At 42.6% G+C, this 20,277-nt stretch carries 18 protein-coding genes and 1 pseudogene; 3 read left to right on the top strand and 16 right to left on the bottom strand.

Annotated features, from left to right (window positions below; translation table 11 throughout):
- Positions 1-143: 143 nt before the first annotated feature.
- Positions 144-2,807 (bottom strand): annotated as a pseudogene (locus QTO06_RS21670) (Tn3 family transposase); the annotation flags it as partial.
- A gap of 154 nt (positions 2,808-2,961) precedes the next feature.
- On the opposite strand from QTO06_RS21670, the gene QTO06_RS21665 reads away from it, so the two are divergent.
- Positions 2,962-3,546, top strand: a complete 585-nt coding sequence (locus tag QTO06_RS21665; RefSeq protein ID WP_024699794.1) for a recombinase family protein — start codon at positions 2,962-2,964, stop codon at positions 3,544-3,546.
- 26 nt (positions 3,547-3,572) lie between these two features.
- On the opposite strand, the gene QTO06_RS21660 is transcribed toward QTO06_RS21665, so the two are convergent.
- The 15 genes from QTO06_RS21660 to QTO06_RS21590 form a co-directional block, all read right to left on the bottom strand.
- Positions 3,573-4,004 (bottom strand): hypothetical protein, encoded by a 432-nt coding sequence (locus QTO06_RS21660; protein WP_025499510.1) that lies wholly within the window; start codon positions 4,002-4,004, stop codon positions 3,573-3,575.
- Positions 3,994-4,788 (bottom strand): hypothetical protein, encoded by a 795-nt coding sequence (locus QTO06_RS21655; RefSeq protein WP_373416027.1) that lies wholly within the window; start codon positions 4,786-4,788, stop codon positions 3,994-3,996. Before QTO06_RS21655 ends, QTO06_RS21660 begins: the two co-directional genes overlap by 11 nt.
- A 277-nt stretch (positions 4,789-5,065) precedes the next feature.
- Complete coding sequence (locus QTO06_RS21650) at positions 5,066-5,425, bottom strand: hypothetical protein (RefSeq protein WP_024699791.1); 360 nt, start codon at positions 5,423-5,425, stop codon at positions 5,066-5,068.
- 383 nt (positions 5,426-5,808) lie between these two features.
- Positions 5,809-6,456 (bottom strand): hypothetical protein, encoded by a 648-nt coding sequence (locus tag QTO06_RS21645; RefSeq protein WP_054824759.1) that lies wholly within the window; start codon positions 6,454-6,456, stop codon positions 5,809-5,811.
- Between the two features lie 17 nt (positions 6,457-6,473).
- Positions 6,474-6,749 (bottom strand): hypothetical protein, encoded by a 276-nt coding sequence (locus QTO06_RS21640; RefSeq protein WP_024699788.1) that lies wholly within the window; start codon positions 6,747-6,749, stop codon positions 6,474-6,476.
- 26 nt (positions 6,750-6,775) lie between these two features.
- On the bottom strand, positions 6,776-7,282 hold the full coding sequence (locus QTO06_RS21635) for a hypothetical protein (protein WP_331409735.1): 507 nt from the start codon (positions 7,280-7,282) through the stop codon (positions 6,776-6,778).
- Positions 7,283-7,355: 73 nt separating this feature from the next.
- Positions 7,356-7,589, bottom strand: a complete 234-nt coding sequence (locus tag QTO06_RS21630; protein ID WP_102591250.1) for a hypothetical protein — start codon at positions 7,587-7,589, stop codon at positions 7,356-7,358.
- Positions 7,590-7,617: 28 nt separating this feature from the next.
- Positions 7,618-10,428, bottom strand: a complete 2,811-nt coding sequence (locus tag QTO06_RS21625; protein ID WP_331409732.1) for a hypothetical protein — start codon at positions 10,426-10,428, stop codon at positions 7,618-7,620.
- 3 nt (positions 10,429-10,431) lie between these two features.
- Positions 10,432-11,352: an OmpA family protein gene (locus tag QTO06_RS21620; protein WP_025499516.1), complete on the bottom strand. Its 921-nt coding sequence runs from the start codon at positions 11,350-11,352 to the stop codon at positions 10,432-10,434.
- A complete protein-coding gene (locus QTO06_RS21615; protein ID WP_044140000.1) occupies positions 11,352-12,410 on the bottom strand; it encodes a hypothetical protein in 1,059 nt (352 codons plus the stop codon). Before QTO06_RS21615 ends, QTO06_RS21620 begins: the two co-directional genes overlap by 1 nt.
- Positions 12,407-13,156 (bottom strand): hypothetical protein, encoded by a 750-nt coding sequence (locus tag QTO06_RS21610; RefSeq protein ID WP_025499518.1) that lies wholly within the window; start codon positions 13,154-13,156, stop codon positions 12,407-12,409. Before QTO06_RS21610 ends, QTO06_RS21615 begins: the two co-directional genes overlap by 4 nt.
- Positions 13,157-13,161: 5 nt before the next feature.
- Positions 13,162-15,903, bottom strand: coding sequence for a TcfC E-set like domain-containing protein (locus QTO06_RS21605; protein ID WP_331409730.1), 2,742 nt, complete (start codon positions 15,901-15,903; stop codon positions 13,162-13,164).
- Positions 15,904-15,905: 2 nt separating this feature from the next.
- Complete coding sequence (locus QTO06_RS21600; protein ID WP_024699780.1) at positions 15,906-16,463, bottom strand: hypothetical protein; 558 nt, start codon at positions 16,461-16,463, stop codon at positions 15,906-15,908.
- Positions 16,464-16,540: 77 nt separating this feature from the next.
- Positions 16,541-17,179 carry a hypothetical protein gene (locus QTO06_RS21595; protein WP_024699779.1) on the bottom strand — a complete coding sequence of 213 codons (639 nt, stop codon included), beginning with the start codon at positions 17,177-17,179 and terminating at the stop codon, positions 16,541-16,543.
- Positions 17,180-17,573: 394 nt separating this feature from the next.
- Complete coding sequence (locus tag QTO06_RS21590) at positions 17,574-18,209, bottom strand: hypothetical protein (protein WP_024699778.1); 636 nt, start codon at positions 18,207-18,209, stop codon at positions 17,574-17,576.
- Positions 18,210-18,696: 487 nt separating this feature from the next.
- On the opposite strand from QTO06_RS21590, the gene QTO06_RS21585 reads away from it, so the two are divergent.
- Both QTO06_RS21585 and tnpA read left to right on the top strand, forming a co-directional pair.
- On the top strand, positions 18,697-19,293 hold the full coding sequence (locus QTO06_RS21585; protein WP_024699776.1) for a transglutaminase-like cysteine peptidase: 597 nt from the start codon (positions 18,697-18,699) through the stop codon (positions 19,291-19,293).
- Positions 19,294-19,493: 200 nt separating this feature from the next.
- Positions 19,494-19,922, top strand: a complete 429-nt coding sequence (tnpA, locus tag QTO06_RS21580; protein ID WP_024699775.1) for an IS200/IS605 family transposase — start codon at positions 19,494-19,496, stop codon at positions 19,920-19,922.
- The last annotated feature ends 355 nt before the right edge of the window (positions 19,923-20,277 follow it).

Below are 20,277 nucleotides of genomic sequence, written 5' to 3'. Positions count from 1 at the left end.
TTTGTATGTCCATATTCCCACTCAAGCTATTCAATTATTATAAATAGTAGTGCATATAAAGAAAAGGCGCTAGGTAATAATAAATTTCATTAAATACAGATAGATAACCCTCTAAACGTACACTTTCGTTCCGTTGGACCTCAAACCCCATTACGTGATTCACCCTTATTCAAACCAGCTTGTACTCTGCGGCGCAAAGCCGGATCTCGAAGCCAATCAAGCATGAACAACGTTCTTTCTAATCTGCCAATTTCTCTTAATGCTTTAGCTAATCCATTCTGTTTGGGGTAACTAGCCAGTTTTTTCATCATCAGAGAAGCGGTGACTGTCCCTTGCCTAATTGATGTGGCAAGACGCAATACCTCATCCCAATGTGGCTCGATATCTTTTGGTTTCAAACTTGTTGGAGAGATAATGGATTTAAGTCCTGGGTATTGCTCCGGCTTTCCTTCTATATACAAGCGCTTATCATGAAGATCTCTAATTCGTGGGGCAAAGGCAAATCCTAGTAGATGCATTAAAGCAAAGACATGCTCTGTGAAGCCTGCTGTATCGGTGTAATGCTCGGCTATTTCAAGGTCACTTTCGTGATAAAGCAATCCATCAAGCACATGCGTTGAGTCTCTGACTCTACTGATTACCTTCGTGAAAAAAGGACTGTATTGATCTGAAATATGAGTATAAATCTGGACACCAGGCTCTTGGCCGTATTTAAGATTAACTTGACCTGCATAACGCCCATGGTTACCTACTCGAAAGTTTTGCCCATCAGAAGACGACGTTGAACCATCTCCCCAAAAAGTAGCCAGCGGACATTTTTTCTGAGCGTTGACGAGCTCAGCTAACGCTGACGAATACGTTTCATCCCTTATATACCAAGCCTGTATGCCTTCCAATGATGTTTTAGTTGTGCCTGGGCAGGATTCCGCCATTTTTGACAAACCTAAGTTTATGCCATCAGCGAGAATTGTCGTCATTAACAACTTCTTGTTCCTTGGCTTTCCATGCCTATTTTTAAGGTGAGTGAAGTGGTCAGTAAAAGAAGTCCAACGGTCTACTTCATCTAGTATCTCAGTGATTTTAGGGTGTGGCAGCATGCCGTAAACTAAATCAGCATAGGACGATACCTCTGGAGGGACACTGTTATCAAGAGGAGTGACTTTTAACCCTCTATCTGATACCTCAACATCTGGTAATTCACCAATCATAGCTAGCGTGTTGACTTCCTTTAATCTGGATGAAAGCAAGGCTATTCTGGACTGATAATACTCATGGAAATTCGTTGATACCGATAAAGGCAGTTGTTCATTATCTCGAGCTTTTTCAAAGTCTTGATATGGGGTTAGATAATCATCAAAATTTTTATAACGTCTTGAACCACTTACCCATATATCACCTGAACGTAATGCGCCTTTAAGTTCATTTAGAACGCAGAATTCGTAATACTTTCGATCAACTCCGGAAGGTGTCATCACCAGTTTTCTCCAGTTTTCCGGAATGAAGTCCAGTGGAGCTGAAGCGGGAACTTTTCTGAGCTGCTTTCTGTACATGTGTGTGAGTACATCTAAAGCACTCTTTAGTTGCACTGCACAAGGAGCTGCACTGAAATGCAAAGTAGACAACATTCGTGGCGCATATTTTCTTAATGTGCTGTATTTATCTATGATTAAGTGGAGAGGATCATAATTGTCTCTTTTCGCTAGGCTTTGAGTTTCTTCAATACTGGTAACGAACGCTTCCCAAGGAAGAATGTCTTCAATAGCCTCGTAAGGATCTTGACCAGACTGTCGCGCATTCAATAGTGCTTCACCTACTGATATGTATTGGCGTAGTTTATTCCTGATAAGTTTGCCGGATTGTTGAAGCCGCTCTGCTTGTGAATATTTTGCCTTGCTGAAAATACTCCCTAGTATTCGTTCATGTAGCTCAATGATCTCATCAGTTAATGTAGCTCGGGCTTCTTCTAGTACACAGACTAATGTTGCATATCGCCGTTTAGCGGAGAACTTGGCCAGATCTCTGCTACTCATCTTTTTCCCTTCACGTGCCAATTTTAATAAGCGATTTTGATGAACGCTTCTTTCTATCCCTTTTGGTAAAGCTATATTCTGTATGGTCGTTAGTCGATCGATATGTCGTAAGACACTCTTTCCATTTGCTGTCCCTGGCGGCTGCAACAACCACGCTAACCGTGAAGGTCGTCCCCCTTCGGATACGAGAAGATTATCAAGCGCATCTCGATGTTTCTGAGTTAAAGAAGTAGTGAGAGAAGAAAATACCGCTTTATCGGCAAGAGTTGTGGTTTCAGCTAATGTGCGTTCAATAACTTCAATTGTGGGAAAAATTATATGGTTATTATGTAGCCATTCAAGCATCTCTTCAGCAAGAAGAAATGCACGTTCTGTTCGCATTGCGTGGGGTAGAAGATGATTGATACAATCCTGTTTTCTCTGCTTGTTAAAGGGATTCAAACCGAGATAACGATATAGCTCTGCTAAATGTTCCCAGCGAGTTTCTTCTCTTTCTGCGTATTTCCCCCAAAGGTCAGAAGACAAGGACAGTCTCATCGAAACTCTAGATGCAATGCCCCCATGGGGAGGGTGCTGAGTATCAGGAAGAAACCCAGGCCCACGCAAGTAACAAAGCATGATAGCAAAGCCAAATCGGTTTTCTGATTTACGATGCTTGTTTATCAAACTGATATCTTGGTCGCTAAGGAAGCTGATCCGAGTCAAGATAATATCGTCATCAGGTATCACTAGCAGGTTTTCTTTTTCCTCGATACTCAATATTTGTCGTCTCGGCATAACATCTTCCTAACTTATTGGAGCTTGATAGAAAATACATGTACGAAACTGTTCGGTTTCGTACCCCTACCATATAATATGTACTAAACTATACCAAAGTAATTTCGTACACCCTTTGTAATTAGTACTCCCTTTTCGTACAGGAAAATGAACTATGTCACGTGTTTTTGCCTATTGTCGAGTGTCCACTTTAGAGCAAACGATAGAAAACCAACGGCAAGAAATTCAAGCCGCAGGATTCCATATAGAGAAACGCCGTATCATGGAAGAAAGCATCAGCGGCTCTGTTGCGGCAAATGAACGTCCTGAGTTTTCTCGATTACTCGATCGATTAGAACCAGGCGATGTGCTTGTTGTGACCAAATTAGATAGATTGGGGCGCAATGCTATGGACATCCGAAAAACTGTCGAGCATTTAGAAGAATTAGGTGTCCGTATTCATTGCTTGGCTTTAGGGGGCGTAGATCTAACAAGCTCGGCTGGAAAGATGACGATGCAAGTTATTTCCGCTGTGGCTGAGTTTGAGAAAGATCTACTTGTTGAAAGGACTCATGCAGGAATAGCTCGTGCAAAATCTGAAGGTAAGCGGTTTGGTCGCCCTCCATCACTTAACAAAGAGCAACAACAGGAAGTTTGTTTACGAATAAAGAACGGAGAAAGTATTAGTTCTATCGCTCGTGTATTCAATACAACAAGGCAAACCGTTATGAGGGTTCGTACAGCCAATGCCCTAATTTAACTTTGATTAGGGCTCTTTATCAGCGTTTAATGTCTCGATTTTATGTACATCAAATGAATACCGGTGGGGGTTATCTTAGTCAAATCCCGACTGTACACATACCCATATTTTTCTAACAAGTCGATAGAGTGATATGTCCATCCAGCAGCAAACGCCACACCTGCTAATGCAAAATAAAGACTAATTTTGTTAGCTAACTGCATAGCTCTTTGAGAATAAAGCTCATTGATTTTTTTCCCGTATAGCAACGCTTTAGGTGTCATAAAAAGCACACACACTAAAGCCCCAAAAACACCAACAGGAACCCACAAAGTAATAATGGAGACTTGCACAGTATCGGCTCGATTCAATAGATCAAGGTAATCCAGATAAACCCCATAAGAAGGATAAAGCCAACACAGCAACATTAATGAAATAAAAAACAAGCCAGCCAAACGGATTTTAGTTTTATATCGCACCTTCTAACCTTTCAACTATCGTTTGAGAAATTTTGTATTCGCCCCAAGCCCATTCAATTAGAACATATGTCGCTGTTACAGCAATTGCACCGATAATTATGGGTTGACCTAAGAAAGCAGCAGCAAATAAGGCGGCTTCACCAACTGCGCTCTGGAGCATAAATTTGAACATGTCAGAGCCAACATTGCCGAACCAATCCACTAGGTGATAATCATCCTTAAATATTAAATCGGTTGTGGCTATGCTGGCCGATACCACAAACGTTAAGGCTCCGGCTCCTTTAAAGTTTGCAGCCCTAGATTGAGGGCTAAAGCCAGCTTGCATCGACTTAAACGAGTTAAGCGGATATTTTTTCCCATCCATATTGATGCGTGTACCATTCACAAACGCATGTTTGAGCCATGATTTCACTGTATTGATACTCATAGCAAGAGCAGCAACGTTTTTACCAGCATCAAGCCAAACGTTATGCAAAATTTTATGAGCATCCTCAAGATCAACAATCATTACATGCTGATGGTTCTTCGCCATTTCTTCTTCAAGAGAGCATTGCAAACCAATAGAATCACTCAACGCCAGCTGAGAGGCTAAACCTTCCGTATGTACGGGGATCCCGTAGATTTCAGCAATACTTTTGCCTTCAGCGTATTGCGGGGAGTGTTTCTGAGCCTCTTGAGAAGCCAATAAACTGTCACTGACATACGCATTTTCCTGTTGCACCGCTCTCTTTTGGCGCAACTCTTCTGCATCACGCTCCGCTAATGCCGCCTTGACTCGCTCGATGCGCCTGTCCACGTCCGGTTCAATCACTTTTCGTCCACCTTGCCAAAGCCCAAGCGATTTGCCGTATTGTAGATGTTTCTCTCTAGTTGCCATATGTACTACTCTCACTCCACTGACAGAGAAGAGAATAACAGCTAAAGCGTCGGGGCAAAAACTTGCTCAAAAGTTATAAATTAGTTGAAAGTTATCCTTGTAGGGAAACATATGGAAACCATTAAAATATGAGCTTAACGTAGGATATTTTCCGTTTTCCAAGCGGACCCCTTCATTGTTTGAATTATTCCCCTTGTGCAAAATTAATCCAACGAGTAATGGTGGTGTCATACCACTCTAGGCTTCTTCCTAGTTCAAGTAATGCGAGGTGATTTTGTTGATATAGCGCTGACTCATAAAATTGTTCATCAAGTTGTCCCATTAAGCGACAACAATGAGCTATTTGCCTCAGACAAAGTCCACCTTGTTCAAGTGTGTTTCCTTGTTCCATCATGCGAGTGATGATGACTAACGGCATAAAGGCCGACAGCTGTAAAGCATGAGAGTAGTCCAGCTGATCCAGTAAGTTGTTGATTATTAAAACTATTTTCTGATGAAGTTCAGGGTTATACTTGTTTTCTGGTGTGCCACACTGTTTTCTCATAATGCCTCCCGTGATTTATAAAAGGACTATTTTCGTTGGTGTTAGTCGCATCTCTAATGCAATGAAGTTTGGCAATGTGGCGGTCATAGATAGCTCTCAGCTTTTGGCTTCTTTGTTCGATAGACAGTTGAGGCAATTGCGATTCAAGATGGGTTAAGTCCTCCTTAAAAGAAACCATGTTTATCATGCTTGCCCTCCAGTTCAGTTCTTGCAACTGACGTTGGCATTGGTACGTATCGCTTTCGGTTTGCAATCGTCTTAATTGAGACGCAAACTCATGAATGGCAATGTATGCCAATATTTCGTCGCCATAGCATTTCGCTGCTATAAAATCGTGCAATTTCGTCTGCATAGTGTCCTCACATTTGTCGGTGGCTTCACATCTAAGATACGGTGACTGGGCGTATCCACATGGAGGTTTCTGGGCACCTTCTTTTTAGTGAATTGAAAACTTGCTTTGTTTGTCTATATTGATTGAAAAGTTGACTGAATAAATAATACGTACCATTGACTTCATGGATATAGAGGGGGATGTCTACGCATTTATTTACCCCTTCTTTTGGCGCCACAGGACCTGAGAAGAATTGAATGACATAAGCGCGCTTGCGCTTTGGATTGAAATTGCTTATTGGTGTTTGCTCTGATTGTTGAGTAACCTTTTGACGGCGAGGGAGGGATGAAGGAGCGTTCACCAATCGACAGGTTTCTGGTGAGACAGTAAATCGCATCAGCTCTTTTTGATTTTCTGTTTGAAAGATGCCAATTTGATTGACTGGTGAGGACGCTTGGCATTCTTTGGCTAATACATAAGTGGCAAAATCACTCAATACACAAGATGTTGATGCAAAAAAAATGCGTTGATGTCCTTGTCGTTTACCTTCTAACGATGAGCACGTTTGGATATGAGAAAACTTCTGGCCATTTAATTTCCAAAAGCTAACAGCATCTTCAATGGTAAGAGACTGCGCTGAAGTTGCCCACGACAACATCAATAATATTCCGGCTAGACAATACGAATAATGTTTATTCATCGTACACATTCCTTTCATTAGTTCTTGAGAAAATAACGGATATCGAGGCCTGAACGCTCTTCATAAAAACCAAGCTTGAGTGCTAAGCGATGAAGCACGTCGTTAAATAGTGCAAGCTCAACACTCTTCGTCAATGGTTTCTCTCTTAACTCTGGAAATTTTCTTTTGGCGCGACATCGAAGTTGAAAAAGCTCTTCTGAAGAGTGTTCGTTTTTCATTGTTAATTTTGACGTAATGTAAGCTTCGTACTCATTAGCTCGACGAAGTAACTGCAATGTCGATTCAATGTTCATGTGATTGGCCTTCTGAGGCGTATTAATCAAAAGCTCAAGGCTTTCCTGTGCATTTTTGTGTAGAAAATAACTGGTGTAGAGTTTGATGTAGGAAGCTTAGCGATGTTTCTCTTTAGCGTTTGATATACCCATTTCAACATAATTTGAGGGTCAGAAATCCATCGTCCTCCCTCTTTGGTAATTCGATATTCAATTTTTTTATGGGCTAAACGGATTTGAATAGGGCAAAGACAGAGTGTCATGCCTGAATCAAGCTCTAGAGCAACCACGATAACAATGTTTACCGTTGGTATGCGTTGAATGTATTCAATAACGCCGTCTGCGGTTAAATGAAAAGGAGTAAGGGCTGGGGTTAACAATTCAACATAGCGATAATGACCTTCATTATAAGTAAGATAATCAACCCCTAGGAAAGAAGATAAGGTCGAACGAAGCATTTCAGCGGCTTGAAAAATTTGCCAACGCCAGAGCGCTTGTTTTTTTTGATGAACCGTTAATTCTTCTAGGAGTTCATAATAGGTTTGTGTCGGCATAACAGTATTCTTTTATAGAGATAGATGTGCCGCTATCGGCACATCTATCTTTGTTTGTGATATATCAAATGTGTTAAAGCAAAAACTTAAAAGTATTTGACTCTTGTTTTTTCTTTGGTGGTTCAAGGAGGTAGGAGGGCGATGCGATATCTCCCGCCGTGATTGCTTCAACTAAATGAGCGTATTCCATGTCATCACGTCGTTTTTTTACAGATATGGCGTTCGACGTCACCATTCCTCTGGATGGTGGCGCCGGACGCAACAACATGATCGCCTCAACGGCTTTGTCTATGTCTTCTTTAGTCATAACAATGTCTTTCGTTGCTAATTTTTCCTTACTCTAAGAAATCGATAATTCCGTTTTTATCTATGTCTCTATATGTATCCCGTATATTAGCTTTACCGTCATCAATATAAGTCTCATCTAAGTAGCTAGTCGGAGATAGGCTATTTCCTTGTGTGGGAGCTTGATGCATTCTTTCAAATGAATCACTAACAAGATCGGCATCTGAATCATCTAACGCTGCATTTAAGCAAGTAAAATCCTCGTATTTTAGTGAGTCTGGTGAACTTTCTGTAATATCACAAGATTCACGTTCCTCTATGTTACTTAAACCATCATTATCAATGTCGGCGATAGGGAATAAAAAACCATTGTCGATAAATTTATCTATTGGATAAAAATTAGCTGTCGTACTGCCTTCGGCTTTGATGCTTCCATTGTTAGAAAAAAGAAGCTGTTGATTGCCACTTATCAAAACTGGGAACTCTGATAAGGTTGGAAAATCCGGTTTACCCATAATAAAACCATCCACTTTTACTCCTTGCACAAAATCCCATGCTCCGTCTGTTTTTTCTAATAAAAACGTGTTACGACCTATATAATAAGGACTTTCTTCTGCATATTCCCCCTCCCCAATAGTGTATTCACTAATAATGGATTTAGCTGATAATGTAGTGTTTGTATAGCCTGTAAAATCAACAATCGCGAGTTTGGAATCAGATGATCTAATAATCGCGAGAGCATCGCTAGAAGTCGTATAATAGGCTACATCATTTTTTTGTTCATCGGTTAATAAGTCAAAATTAACGGTAATGTCAGTTAATGGACTTGTGCTATTTATAGCAATCTTGCGCTCGTAGCTTAATCCGTTCAATTTTCCAGAAGCTGTTTGATAGGCAGCGAAGCTACCTCCAATTTTTACGTTGATAATATCGTCATCAACAACTTGGTATTTGTTTGTGCGGTTATTTATGACATACAATCTATTCAATCCGGAAAATAAATCGCTTTTATCTGTTAAAATTACAGTGATATAAGATGTGGTGAATACTTTTTTTATAGAAATTCCATTTGTTATTAAATAATCGATTACTTCATTGGGTGCCTCTGTCAACTTAATCAATTCTCCCATGCTGTTCTGTGCTACTATGGTATTATCATCTATTTGGCTCGTTGTGGATAATATAGCGCCGCTAGATGGTTTTACTGAGTATTGTTCATATTCTTGTTTGCTACGATTCCATACGAAAACAATAACCGAATTATCTTCTTTTTGTGCGACGAAATTGTAGCTACCTATCATCATTACAGAAGAGTATTCGCCAGAAATAGCGTTGATCGCTTCTTCTATTTTTCGATAAAATTCGCTGGTATGTCGAGTGTTTGGTGAAGAAAAACCTTCTAATGTCCCATCGCCACGTACTACAACTGTTGTTGTTGTTGCTGGCAGCCCCAATCGCTTACTGTTATATACTGGCGCCGTGGTAAAGGATTTGAAATCAGGAAATACTTTCCAGTAACGATCAGTATATTCGGAGTTCGTTCCTATTAAAGAAAAAATTAATAAGCTATTGTCTGATAAATGTAGAGCCAATGCCCAATTGTTTGCAGGATAAATATCGCTGACGGTTAGTCCTTTAGATGTTATGTATGGCGCTATCGTTTCTTTATAAAAAGATACGGCCCCTGTCGCGGTAGAATATACCCCAAGTACATTGCCATCGAACAGCTTTCCAAAACCATATTGAGTAAATATGACCTTACCTCCTAAACTATGCCCCACATTTAACGTCAGCTCACCCGATGTCACCCCGTCTTTGTTGTGGTCATATATGACATAATTAACTTTCTTCTCCCCGAAACTATCACTTTTAAATTTGAATTTTGTATTATTAACGTCAAGAGAGTCGGATAGCTCAACAAAGGCATTTGTTGTGTAAGCAGCAACTAACTGAAGTGAGTCCCCATCGACATCGTCAATTAATGAGCTTCCTTCAAAATCGGTAATATCGATTTCTATTTCATTTCCTGCTGGAATTAAGGTTGAATATGTCGCATCAGAAGCTGATGGGGGATTATTAGTAGTCCCTGATACATCAATAATTAACGTGCCGTTGTAGATAATGTCGTCACTTTTGTCATCAGGTGTGTTTTGATCATCCAATATATGAAAATAGGCCAATGAGCTCCCCGTCGCGACGGCGTCATAAGTGACATCCCCAGACTCTGTAATTATCGGAACGCCGGTGCCGTAAGCTGCAATGGCTTCCGAGAATAATGGGTGTGTCATCAACGTTAATTCTGTGCTAAACTCGTCGGCTAAACTGAATGTTAACGTTTCTCCTAATGTTGTTGATTTTGAAACAGAGGGAAGAACTGTACTCAGTGTGGATATGCCTGACGAAGCCTTTTGAGTTCTATTTGATTGACTGGCACTGAAAGTAACTCGCCCCATTCCCTCTGTTGAAGCGATGCCATCGGTGACGGTATAGCGATAAACACAGGTCTTCGCTGTTTTGGGAGATACCGCGAATTGAAGTCTTTTTGGATCAGAGCTTAAAATCTGACAATGAGCGTCTTTGCTTAAAGCTGCTATCTCAGTTATTGATAAAGACTTATTTTCCATTGATGACACAAAAGTTGAAAAATTGACGTTTAATGCATCAATGCCCGTGTTGATATCAAATGTTAAATGAAAATCAGCCGCCCGAATGCTCTTTGAGCTTGGCGGAATGGTTGGTGGCGTGACTTCTGTATCGCCGCCACCCGAACCACCTGAGTTATCATTGTTAGGTGCGCTGTCTCCACCGCACCCTGCCAATGCCAATAGCATTGAATATAAAATTACTTTTAACCAAAACATCGTTTATTCCTCCACCTTCACAACGTGATACCGAATGTCGACTCGACGGTTTTGAGTTCGACCAATGTGGGTATCGTTGGAAGCAATAGGCTCTTCTTCACCTCGCCCTTGAGCCAAAATGTTGTTCTCTGGTATGCCTTTTAATACCATGAAATCTTTAATGGCGACGGCGCGGCGAAGCGAGAGCGCCATGTTGTACGCTGCGCTACCTGTGCTGTCTGTGTGTCCGACAACAATGATTTGTTGAGTGGTGCCGATGTCGTCAATCGCGCGCAGCAATGCTTCGTTGACTTGCACTTCATCACTATCAAATTTAAAGAGGGTTTCTGCATCTATCGATACCACTACTTCTTTCAATTCAGGCTCCGGCGGCGGGGTCGGTTTTACGATAGGTGGAAGTGGCTCAGGCTCATCAACACCAAAGATATAGCGCCCGCCCACCGTGAATTCATACAAGTCACTTTCCACGTCAGGAATGTCATCAATCCAACGATATCCCACATCCAAAAGCCAATTTGGGGACAGTCGATAGTTCACCCCAGTACCCGCACTTGGTGTCCAATTGTCGTCATTCAAAGACATGCCGAGTTTGAAGTACAACCCTGCTTTGTCTGAAAGCGCGTAGCGGGTGAGTAAGTAATTAGACCAAGCGTCTACCGTCTTATCCCCGTTAGCGGTTGGCATTTGCCCTAAATAGCTGTAATCGGTTTCAAGAGCCAAGTAAGGAGTAATGTTCACACCAAGAACCAGTCCCCCAGTGGCACTTGTTGGGTGGTCGTCGCCATCAAGATAAATAGAATCAGTATCAATGACACTCGCACCGATATTGCCGCCAGCATAAAAGGTCCCCGTATCTTGGGGTTGAGAATAAACTGCGGTACTCAACAATGTGGTGATGATAGACAGTGTTAGTTTTGGGGGCATTATAAAATTACCTCTAGCATGAGTGTGAACGAGTCGCGATAAGTTCCCTCAACCACGTCCTCTGCTTTTACGTCTTTGTAAGAAATATTTAAGTCAAAAGAGACGCTTTTTCCGGTTTCTTCGATTTTTATCCAAGATTCAGGGTGTTGAAGAAGACCATCTTCAACAAGTAGCGCTCCTGGGGTGCATTTGTTGCAGGAAACGGAGTATGGAACGGCTTTTGCGCTGCCGATGCGTGCCATGGGCTTTAACGTATAGTCGTTATCGTCTTTACCTGTGAAGCGGAACCGTATGCCAGTTTCAAAGGCGCCTGAAGCGGTGACTTTGTACCCCGTCTCCCCTTCGGCGGTATGATTGTATGTATCGTATTTAGGAACAATGTGACCAGTACCTAAGACGGTGATATTGCTGATATAGCTGCCGATGTGGCGAAGCTGCACCGAAAACGTCACGGGGATGTTGCGATAGGTCAGTGCTCCATCGCTCGCGTTAACATAAAACCCATATCGCAAAATGCCAGATATGACACCGCTGTAAGTGCCGGTTGGCTTCCCTTCAAATGCCTGGATGAGTGCTGAGCGTTCTAGTTTTAGAATAGGTTGATATTGATTGAACGGCTCAACCGCACTTTTGTATTTTGCGCTTTTGCTCGCCACACAAAAATTGCCACCTCGGTCAATCACGGTGGTTTGAGCACCGAGAATGGATTCGGAGCAAATAGGAGCAACGGGAGGCACGGTGTCCTCTGTAAAACCACCTGCTAATTGGTACGTTACCCCCGCTAGTACAGCGGGAACCGAAATGACCTCACCGGTTTCTGAAGTGAGCGTTAACGTTTTGCTCGTTGACGTGCTGAACGTTCCCGGAAACCATTGCGTTGTACGAGGAAGTCCGCCGATACGGTCAAATTGGGTTGATACCAAGAATTCACCGTTATCGCTACCACTGAACCATTGCAAGCGGTCTCCTGAAATCTTGCCGGTGACCGCAGCGGAAAAAGCAAAGGGAGAAGACAATAAAACACCACACAACACGGTGCGTGCCAGCTTATTCATCATCGGCTCCTTACTGTGCGCTCTTCTCGCACCGTTTCATCGTGATTGAGAATGATAACTTCAAGATTTGACTTGCGAAGCTCTGGCGGCAATAGAAGTTGGCGGTCGCGTCCGGCAATCACGGAATAGGTGATGCGGCAACGTTTATATTTATCTTCTTGAAGTGCTTTAAGTTCCTCTGTGGTTTTACCTTGGCACTGATCGATAACTAAATTGATGATGGTGTTTCCAGTGTTGTTCACTCTGAGGTTTTTACCGTCATAGTCGAGTTGGTATTCAACGCGACTTGTTTTTGCTGGAATGACATAGTAAGGAGCAAAGCCAAACATCATATTGACCTTACTTTGTTTTTCGTTTTCCAGTTCATAAGCCACAGGCTCAATGTTGATTTGATAAACGCGGTCTCGGTCATCACCACAGCGTGAGCCGCAGATTTCTTCGACCATCAACTCTTTTATCATGCGAGGTTCAACCACGAGTTTAGAAGGCTTTAGTGCGATATCCCATTGTTGTAGGTTGTCTCGTGTGTAAGGCGTTTTGGTGATTTGATTATTACGCACTTCAACCTTTGACACGCTGGTTTTTAAAAAGTAGGTAATGTCGTCTGAGTTGGAGAGAGTGAAAATCCCCGCTTTCCCCTCAAGTGCTTCGGAATTAACGAGCATTAGGTCATTAATGGACATTGCTTGGGTCGACACAGACGCCAGTAACGCACTCATTGCCGTGATTAACTTCAATTTCATCTTCATCTTATTTATCTCCAAAGAACCCAGCGTTCTGATTCAAGCGTACGTATCGCGTAGCGCCAAAGCAGCTCTAGCTGTGTGGTTTGTGCCGTTGTTAGCATTTGGTCTGATTTTGCGTATAAATAGTGGCGAGAATTGACTCGGCGACTAATGGCTTCAAGCCCCGCAGCATTGATTTCATTGGCGGCTATTTGCAATGAAGACTGGTCTGAATACATGCCTACGAAGTAATAGTTGTCATCACCAATCGTGGCACTTTGCAGAGAGGCCAGTTGTATCGAATCGTTATCAATGCCAGGCAAGCAGTAGTTAATGCCAAGATTGACGATTTTGGATGTTTTTCGATCAAGTGTCGGCGTTAAACAAGTCTGAGCGTTTGACACTAACTGGTAGTCCGCTCCGACAACGACAGAGACCTTAAACACGCCATCGGTGAGTTTTTCGACTTCAATGCACCCATCACCAACACATTTGATGTCCTCTATATGATTGGATTGAATGTCTTCGAAAGACGTAATGAAGGTTTTTATTTTGGTTAAATCGACGTTCAACGAAATAACGCTTCCTGGGAAGGCGTACTCTTGGTTTTCACTGCTTCCATTCACTACGTAGTTCGAAGAACTCGTATCGAGTCTGACTCGATAGTGGTCGTAATTTTCAACGGCAATCACCGACTGCGAGGAATCTAAGTTCTTGTTGTTGTGGTAATCTCCGTTGCGAGCAATAGTCAACAAGCCAACGTGAGAGTCGGAGTCGCCTTCATTATCGGCATCGACTACGACGTAAGCATCGCTCTTTTTCGATGAAAAATAGAGTGCATCACCATCAAAAATTTGACTTGACGATATCCCCATATTGAAACTTCTTGTACCGTCTGTTTTCGCGTAAGCGTAAGTGTCAGCAACAAAACCATCCCCTGTATAACCTCCGCTAAATGAGGTGTCAGTGGTGACGTTTCTAAATCCATCATTTCCGTTGTACGCGATGCCCATTTCGGTGTCGGCGTAGTAGCGATCCCCGGAAACACTTTTGGCAACACTATTGCGAAACTCATCCAGTCCTCTTTTGCTGATCGACGTTGATGAATAACCGGTCCACTCAGAACCAAGAGGAACACGCCACAGGAGGTTGGCATACCACTCGTCGTTATCGTAGAACTCGTCATCACCGCCTTGCCAAGTTACAGACAAATCAAGCGTGGAATCGACAATGAAAGGACGTGAATACCCGGCCGTTAAACTCCAATAACTGGACTGGTCGTTAAATTGCTCACCGAGCAAGGTGTCTTCTTCTGCGCTGTTATCAATGTACATGAGATAACCATTACCACCGGCGATATTGATGCCTGTGCTGGCGGTAAAGCGTTGATATCCGGTATTGCCGAGTAGATAGTTATTGAGGGCGTAATCCTCATTTGACAGTGAGTAGTCTTCGTATCCCAAACTCAGCCCCAGCAACGTTCCGTTGACAGACCAAAATTGTCCGTCATTGTCAAAGCGGGCGTATTTAGCAGTAGCACTGGCGTACGTGCCAATGTCTTGCGTGAGCACGCCTTCAATAAGAGAGTGTTCTTGAGTCACGACAGAGCGAGCGCCAATCGCCGTGTTGTCTAGAAGCTGGTAATTGACACGACCATCAACAAACTCACTGGCGTCTAACTCAAGCTCGTCAAAATCAGAGTCATCATCATAACGAGAATTGAATTGGCCAGCAGTGAGGGCGTAGTCCCACTCGCCTTTGCCAAGCGAAAACAACGCTGTATTGTAAATTTGTCGTTGTTCACGCAATATTTCACGCCCTTGAGAGAGTACGACTATCGTGGCAAGATAGTTTCCTGAAGGAAGACTGCTGTAGTTTATCTTTTGTTGACCCGCTGACACATTTTTACCAAACACCAGCTGGTCATTTCGGTAGACTTCAATGCGTCCTTGACCGGGCAGGACATAAGTCAAACTGCGATTGGCCTTCTCACCACCATCGATTAAGTTTCGTGATGAAGAGAGCGTCACCGCATCGAGGGGGTGAGAGCTGGTTAAATCAAGCGTCCCTGTGGTATTTTGGGCATATCCGTATTCATAGTGACCAACTTGAAGGCGCTGTTTGCTCCATTCGTAATTGTAAGCCAACTCATCAATACTGACGTCATCATCCGTATTGGCATAGATTTTTGATGTGATGCTACCGTATGGCAAGCCCACGATAGACTCGTTGCGTAATGTTAGACTGGCATCGCCATCTTGATAGGCGTTCACATCCAAGTCGATATGGTTAATCAAGCCCGGTGCGTTATTTCGAGAGTCGTGAGGCGCGTTTTTTTTCGTTTGTTCTTTTAGAGCGCGTGCATTGACAAACAAAATGACATTTTGATGTTCATAGTCGTAAGCAAACGTAAAATACTCGGGAATTAATTGGCATTTCGAGACCACTCCTGTACATAGTGGGTCGTTACTGACGCCTTCTTTCATAGATGCGACAATGTCGTCAATGGCCGATTCAACAACGCCTTGTTGTGTTAGAAATTGTTTTAATGCCCCTTGAGCTTTGGGTTGCAACTGGGCAGAAAAAGGCGTAGATACCATCGAAAATCGTTGCGATGTATCGAGTCCGCTTATTTGAAATGAAACAAGCACGGGCTTTTCATCAAACAAGGTTTGAAATTCGTCGGGAATAACGATGTCATTCTTTGCCTCAGCCGTCATTCCAGCGAAGGATTGACTAAATACAAGCCCCCCTAGTATCAACGTTTGCATTTTCATATGCCCAGCTCCATTTGCATTCGAACCACGCCGACACATTTTGTGTCAACCCCCAGCTCGACCGGAGCAAATTTCAAAGTCACTTCATGCTCGGCATAGAGTCCAGTACGCCCCGCCTCTTGAAAGCTAAGCGCTCCTCCACCGATATCGACGCCCGCCTCAGACACTTCTTCTAAGGTGCCGTCAACGTTAACAAAGACAGAGGCGAAATCTTTAGAGCCGAGCTCCCCTCCTCCCGTTCTGCAACTTGATTGATTAATCGCCATGGTCAAATGATAAGTCTCACTGTCGATATCTGACGCGGGTAGGTTGGTTACTATTTGTAATAAATCGGTAATTGGCCTAAAAGAACGAGACGCCATATCAAACTCCAATTCCCACTCTCCTTTTACGAAAGAAAATTCAAGAATTTCTCTGTCGTAAAAAGCATCTTGATCAAATGAGGTATCAACACTAAAGGTTTTATAGATAGGGGGGGCAGGATTGATCTCAACAGAGCGCGCGCTACTGACGAAAAAAAACAAGACAAAAGCGATAGCTAACGAAATTCGCATCAATACACCCTTTATTTTGGTACGAAGAAAACGCCCTAATAAAAGGGCGTTTGAGTTAACGCAGAAGAAACCAGTAATTAAATGCCGTTAGAGGCCATGATTGCCGCGTTAACAGTGTAACGAGTACCAGGGGCTGGTAGTGTCGTTGCTGCCGTTGTGTTTGCGGTCGTAAATACTGGTTTGCCACTTACAACAACCTCTGATGAACCTTCTACCATTGCTTTGCCATCCATTAGGATTTCACCTGTAGCTGCCAGCTCAGGGTTCTCACGACCACCAATATTGAAGTTGGCGCTGCTTAATTGCCAAGTAGAATTAATAATCAAGTCGCCAATCGCATCAGCGCCTTCTCCGAGAACGTAGCTGCCACCATCAGCAACACAATCAACAGAACCAGTACCATCAACTGTGCCATCCGATTTTGTACAGTTGCGGTAGTGCAACTCTAGAGGGATGGATGATGATTCAAAAGTACCATCGTAACCAGTTGCACCTTTCAGGAAGTGAATATCACCACCTTTCAATGCCTCTGTTAGCGGAGTGCCGCCTTGGCTGGTCAAAATGACGCCGTTATCGCTAAATTCCATTGGCACTTTTCCACTCCAGTGGATTTCAGTTCCTGCAGTTTGAGTTTCTGAATCTGGAGCAGCGGCAAAAGCCGAAGCACTAACGATAGCCATTACTGCAATAGAAGAAGCTTTCAGGGTAAATTTCATAAGTTTTCTCTTATCAATGTTGAATGAAGCACGGCCGAGCCTATATTAAGGGGCGTGCAGGACTCTCCTTGTTGGTTTTCATGCATCTTGCACATTGCTCTTTTTGGGATGCAATACCGGAAAAAGGGCAAAATTAGTAAGAAGGAAGTCAAGACTTCTTTCCTACTTCCCGTTATAAGCTTGCATTAACCCATAAGGTTACAGGCGATTAGGCTGACAAACTTATAGATTAAGTATTGGTCAATTTGAATAAAATGCAAAATACGAGAGTGAAAAACAAAGAGTTCGTTAAATCGGCGCGTATGGTCATAAAAACATCTTAATTATATGTCAATAAACTGTCAGGTAGAACGTCAGTTTTTTGTTTCAGAATTTTCCTACAAAAAGGGGGGGGCTAAATCAATAACTTAGGAGTGCGTTGTGTGAACGGAACCGTATATTCAATCTGACAAATACCAGCTCCTAACTGTCGATTGACTTGTTCCTGATGTTGCGCTGAACGATTCAGATAATGTTCTGTCATGGCGAGGTTCCCTTTCCCATGCCCAATCCATACCGAGGCGGTGAATACGTCTTTTGTTATGCTCACGACACGTTGCACCGCAAACTTACGACAAGAATGTAATCCAACTCGGATGCCTTTGAGTTTTTTCTCAAGTTTTTCTCTAATTTGACAACAAATGTGATAGACCATTTGTCTCGATACGGGGGCGTCGCTTTTTGCCTTACGACTGCCAAGTTCTTCACGAGCAAAAAGGTATTGCCAATTTTGTTGACAACTTCGTTCGTAACGTCGCTTTAAAATATCTCGAGCTTTAGGATGTTGAGAAAGGTCGATGATGCGCCCCGCAGGTGCTTGTTTGGTTGCGAGTTGGCGAAAGTGAGGGAGATGGCGTTGACGATAGCGCTGATAAAAGGTGAAAAAAGAGGAAGCAACGCCGTATTCATGAGCCAGTTCTTCAAGTCCTTCTTTGGTGTTGGCAAGACGAACAATTAAACCGATGTTTTTGTCACGAATATGCTCTCGCAACCATCGTCACCCAATGCTGAGCCAGTGAGCATCAAATTGTTGATGAGCGCGACAAGTAATGAAGCTGCGAATATTTTTACTGTCTATTAAACAGAGAGTTTGGGTATGCCAGTCAATATGGTGTTGCTTGAGCTCTCGACATTCACTGTTGCGTAAACCGAGAGTGGCACAAAGGTAGAACATGTCATACCAAAAGACGCCTCGCTCCCGAGCATGCACAAGAAAAGAGGGCATTACCTTTGGGGGAATGGCGTCGACGGTACGAGAATGGTTTTTCATAAGTTGTACTCCTGTTTCCATTGAGAAAAAAGAGGGCAAAGTAACAAGATTGTTAAAAATGGAATCTTGCTTGTTAAAGAATAGTCGCATCGTTCACGTTTTTATGGTTTTTTAGCGAAAAAAATGAGCCAATTTCCTGTTTTTTTTGTTGGTGTTCGTCATCTTTTCTATACTGGCTACTGGGTGAATTGTCATTATAAGTGATGAAATGAGACGAATAATTGGACTTGTTTTGTATTTGTTATGGGGCGTGAATGAAGTGAAAGCGCAAGATGTTGAATGGATAAAAAGTCGTTTGTTAATGACGCACGATTTTTATAACCGAATCATTTACACTCGTGACATCAAACTGTGGGGGCAAAAAGATTACTGGGCGACACCGGAAGAAACATTGCGACGATTTAAAGGCGATTGTGAAGATATTGCGATAGCGAAGTACTTCTCGTTACTTAGGCAAGGAATGCCATCAAACCGGTTGCGTCTCGCGTATTTATTATTGCCATCCACTACGCCTAAAATCTACCATCTAGTATTGGAATACCATCATGATGATGGACGAATTTATGTTTTGGATAATCGCTATAGTCAAATCCATTTAGCGGATGAGGTTCATGACGCTCAAACCGTGGTGGTTTTTGATTTACACAACATGTGGATTGATGGCCATTTAATAGGGGATAGTCAAGAACGGATGGGGAAATGGGCTGCTTTGTTAGAGCGCCATCGAAGTCAGACAGCGGCGACATTAGAAAAACAACGAGTATCACATATTTTATATATTTTGGATCAAAAATATTTGATTTAATATAAAATTTTCCTTCAAATAGCCCTATAGTATATTCGTGATTTTGCTTTACGGAGACAGCATATAGCTCAACGCTATTGCGTGTTGCCCCCCAAGTAAACGTCCATTCATCCCGTATTTGAGCATTTTTTATTCTGTGGATACAGAAAACCACGGGTTTACCCGTGGATGAATGCCTTTGGAGACGGTACGATGGCTAAATGCAATATTACACCTCGTCCCATAGTGTTTATTACACTAAATATCACATAGTTTGGGTGACTAAGTACCGTCGGAAAATCCTGAACCCTGGTATGTGCAGCTACCTACGAAAGATTATGCCAAAGTTACTGCGAAGTTTACCTGGCGTTGAGATCGAGACGATAGGCTTTGATGAAGATCATCTGCATATGATGATGCTTATCCCACCGAAGTACAGTATTTCAGACGTCATGGGTAAACTAAAAAGCCAATCGTCGCACCACATGCGAAAAACGTTCAGTTGGCTAAGTAAGGTTTACTGGAAAGAGAACATTGTTTGGTCGCCAGGTTACTTTGTCAGTAGCGTAGGCGTGAATGAACAGGTAATAGCGAATTACGTTAGGCATCAGGGCGAAAAGGATTCTGGTCAACTCCGCATGGAGTTGTAACAGTAAGTACCCCGTGCATGCACGTATCTACAAGATAAATCATTCTTATCAAGTATTTGCTTTACTTTTTCCAGCATTGCGAATCACCCTTAAGCAATTTGTTAGTCCATACGCCACTTCGATTTTTACTCCCCAAGATATTGAAAGCAGGAATTATATGAAAGGCTTTGAACACTGAAGTGAGACAGGCAGCTGCAAAACTTTACCGCCATTGAGATACGAAAGTTAGCTAGTAGGAAGACGCTCAGACCTCCCCGAATTTCACTAGCTTCAAATCGACGATAGCACCAAGGAAAAACAAGAACCATTTAGAAAAAAACGTGAAATCAAAGCGAATACAGTGCATATAGTGGGG

This window comes from Vibrio sp. M260121 (assembly GCF_036533715.1).
GTDB lineage: Bacteria > Pseudomonadota > Gammaproteobacteria > Enterobacterales > Vibrionaceae > Vibrio.
The sequence above is the reverse complement of the archived record's forward strand: the minus strand, read 5'-3'. Positions and strand labels throughout refer to the sequence as shown.

Bases quoted from the DNA above. Each gene is read 5' to 3' on its own strand.
- QTO06_RS21665 (WP_024699794.1), top strand. From the start codon at position 2,962: ATGTCACGTGTTTTTGCCTATTGTCGAGTGTCCACTTTAGAGCAAACG.
- QTO06_RS21650 (WP_024699791.1), bottom strand. From the start codon at position 5,425: ATGAGAAAACAGTGTGGCACACCAGAAAACAAGTATAACCCTGAACTT.
- QTO06_RS21645 (WP_054824759.1), bottom strand. From the start codon at position 6,456: ATGAATAAACATTATTCGTATTGTCTAGCCGGAATATTATTGATGTTG.
- QTO06_RS21640 (WP_024699788.1), bottom strand. From the start codon at position 6,749: ATGAACATTGAATCGACATTGCAGTTACTTCGTCGAGCTAATGAGTAC.
- QTO06_RS21635 (WP_331409735.1), bottom strand. From the start codon at position 7,282: ATGCCGACACAAACCTATTATGAACTCCTAGAAGAATTAACGGTTCAT.
- QTO06_RS21630 (WP_102591250.1), bottom strand. From the start codon at position 7,589: ATGACTAAAGAAGACATAGACAAAGCCGTTGAGGCGATCATGTTGTTG.
- QTO06_RS21625 (WP_331409732.1), bottom strand. From the start codon at position 10,428: ATGTTTTGGTTAAAAGTAATTTTATATTCAATGCTATTGGCATTGGCA.
- QTO06_RS21620 (WP_025499516.1), bottom strand. From the start codon at position 11,352: ATGCCCCCAAAACTAACACTGTCTATCATCACCACATTGTTGAGTACC.
- QTO06_RS21615 (WP_044140000.1), bottom strand. From the start codon at position 12,410: ATGATGAATAAGCTGGCACGCACCGTGTTGTGTGGTGTTTTATTGTCT.
- QTO06_RS21610 (WP_025499518.1), bottom strand. From the start codon at position 13,156: ATGAAGATGAAATTGAAGTTAATCACGGCAATGAGTGCGTTACTGGCG.
- QTO06_RS21605 (WP_331409730.1), bottom strand. From the start codon at position 15,903: ATGCAAACGTTGATACTAGGGGGGCTTGTATTTAGTCAATCCTTCGCT.
- QTO06_RS21600 (WP_024699780.1), bottom strand. From the start codon at position 16,463: ATGCGAATTTCGTTAGCTATCGCTTTTGTCTTGTTTTTTTTCGTCAGT.
- QTO06_RS21595 (WP_024699779.1), bottom strand. From the start codon at position 17,179: ATGAAATTTACCCTGAAAGCTTCTTCTATTGCAGTAATGGCTATCGTT.
- QTO06_RS21585 (WP_024699776.1), top strand. From the start codon at position 18,697: ATGAGACGAATAATTGGACTTGTTTTGTATTTGTTATGGGGCGTGAAT.
- tnpA (WP_024699775.1), top strand. From the start codon at position 19,494: ATGCAATATTACACCTCGTCCCATAGTGTTTATTACACTAAATATCAC.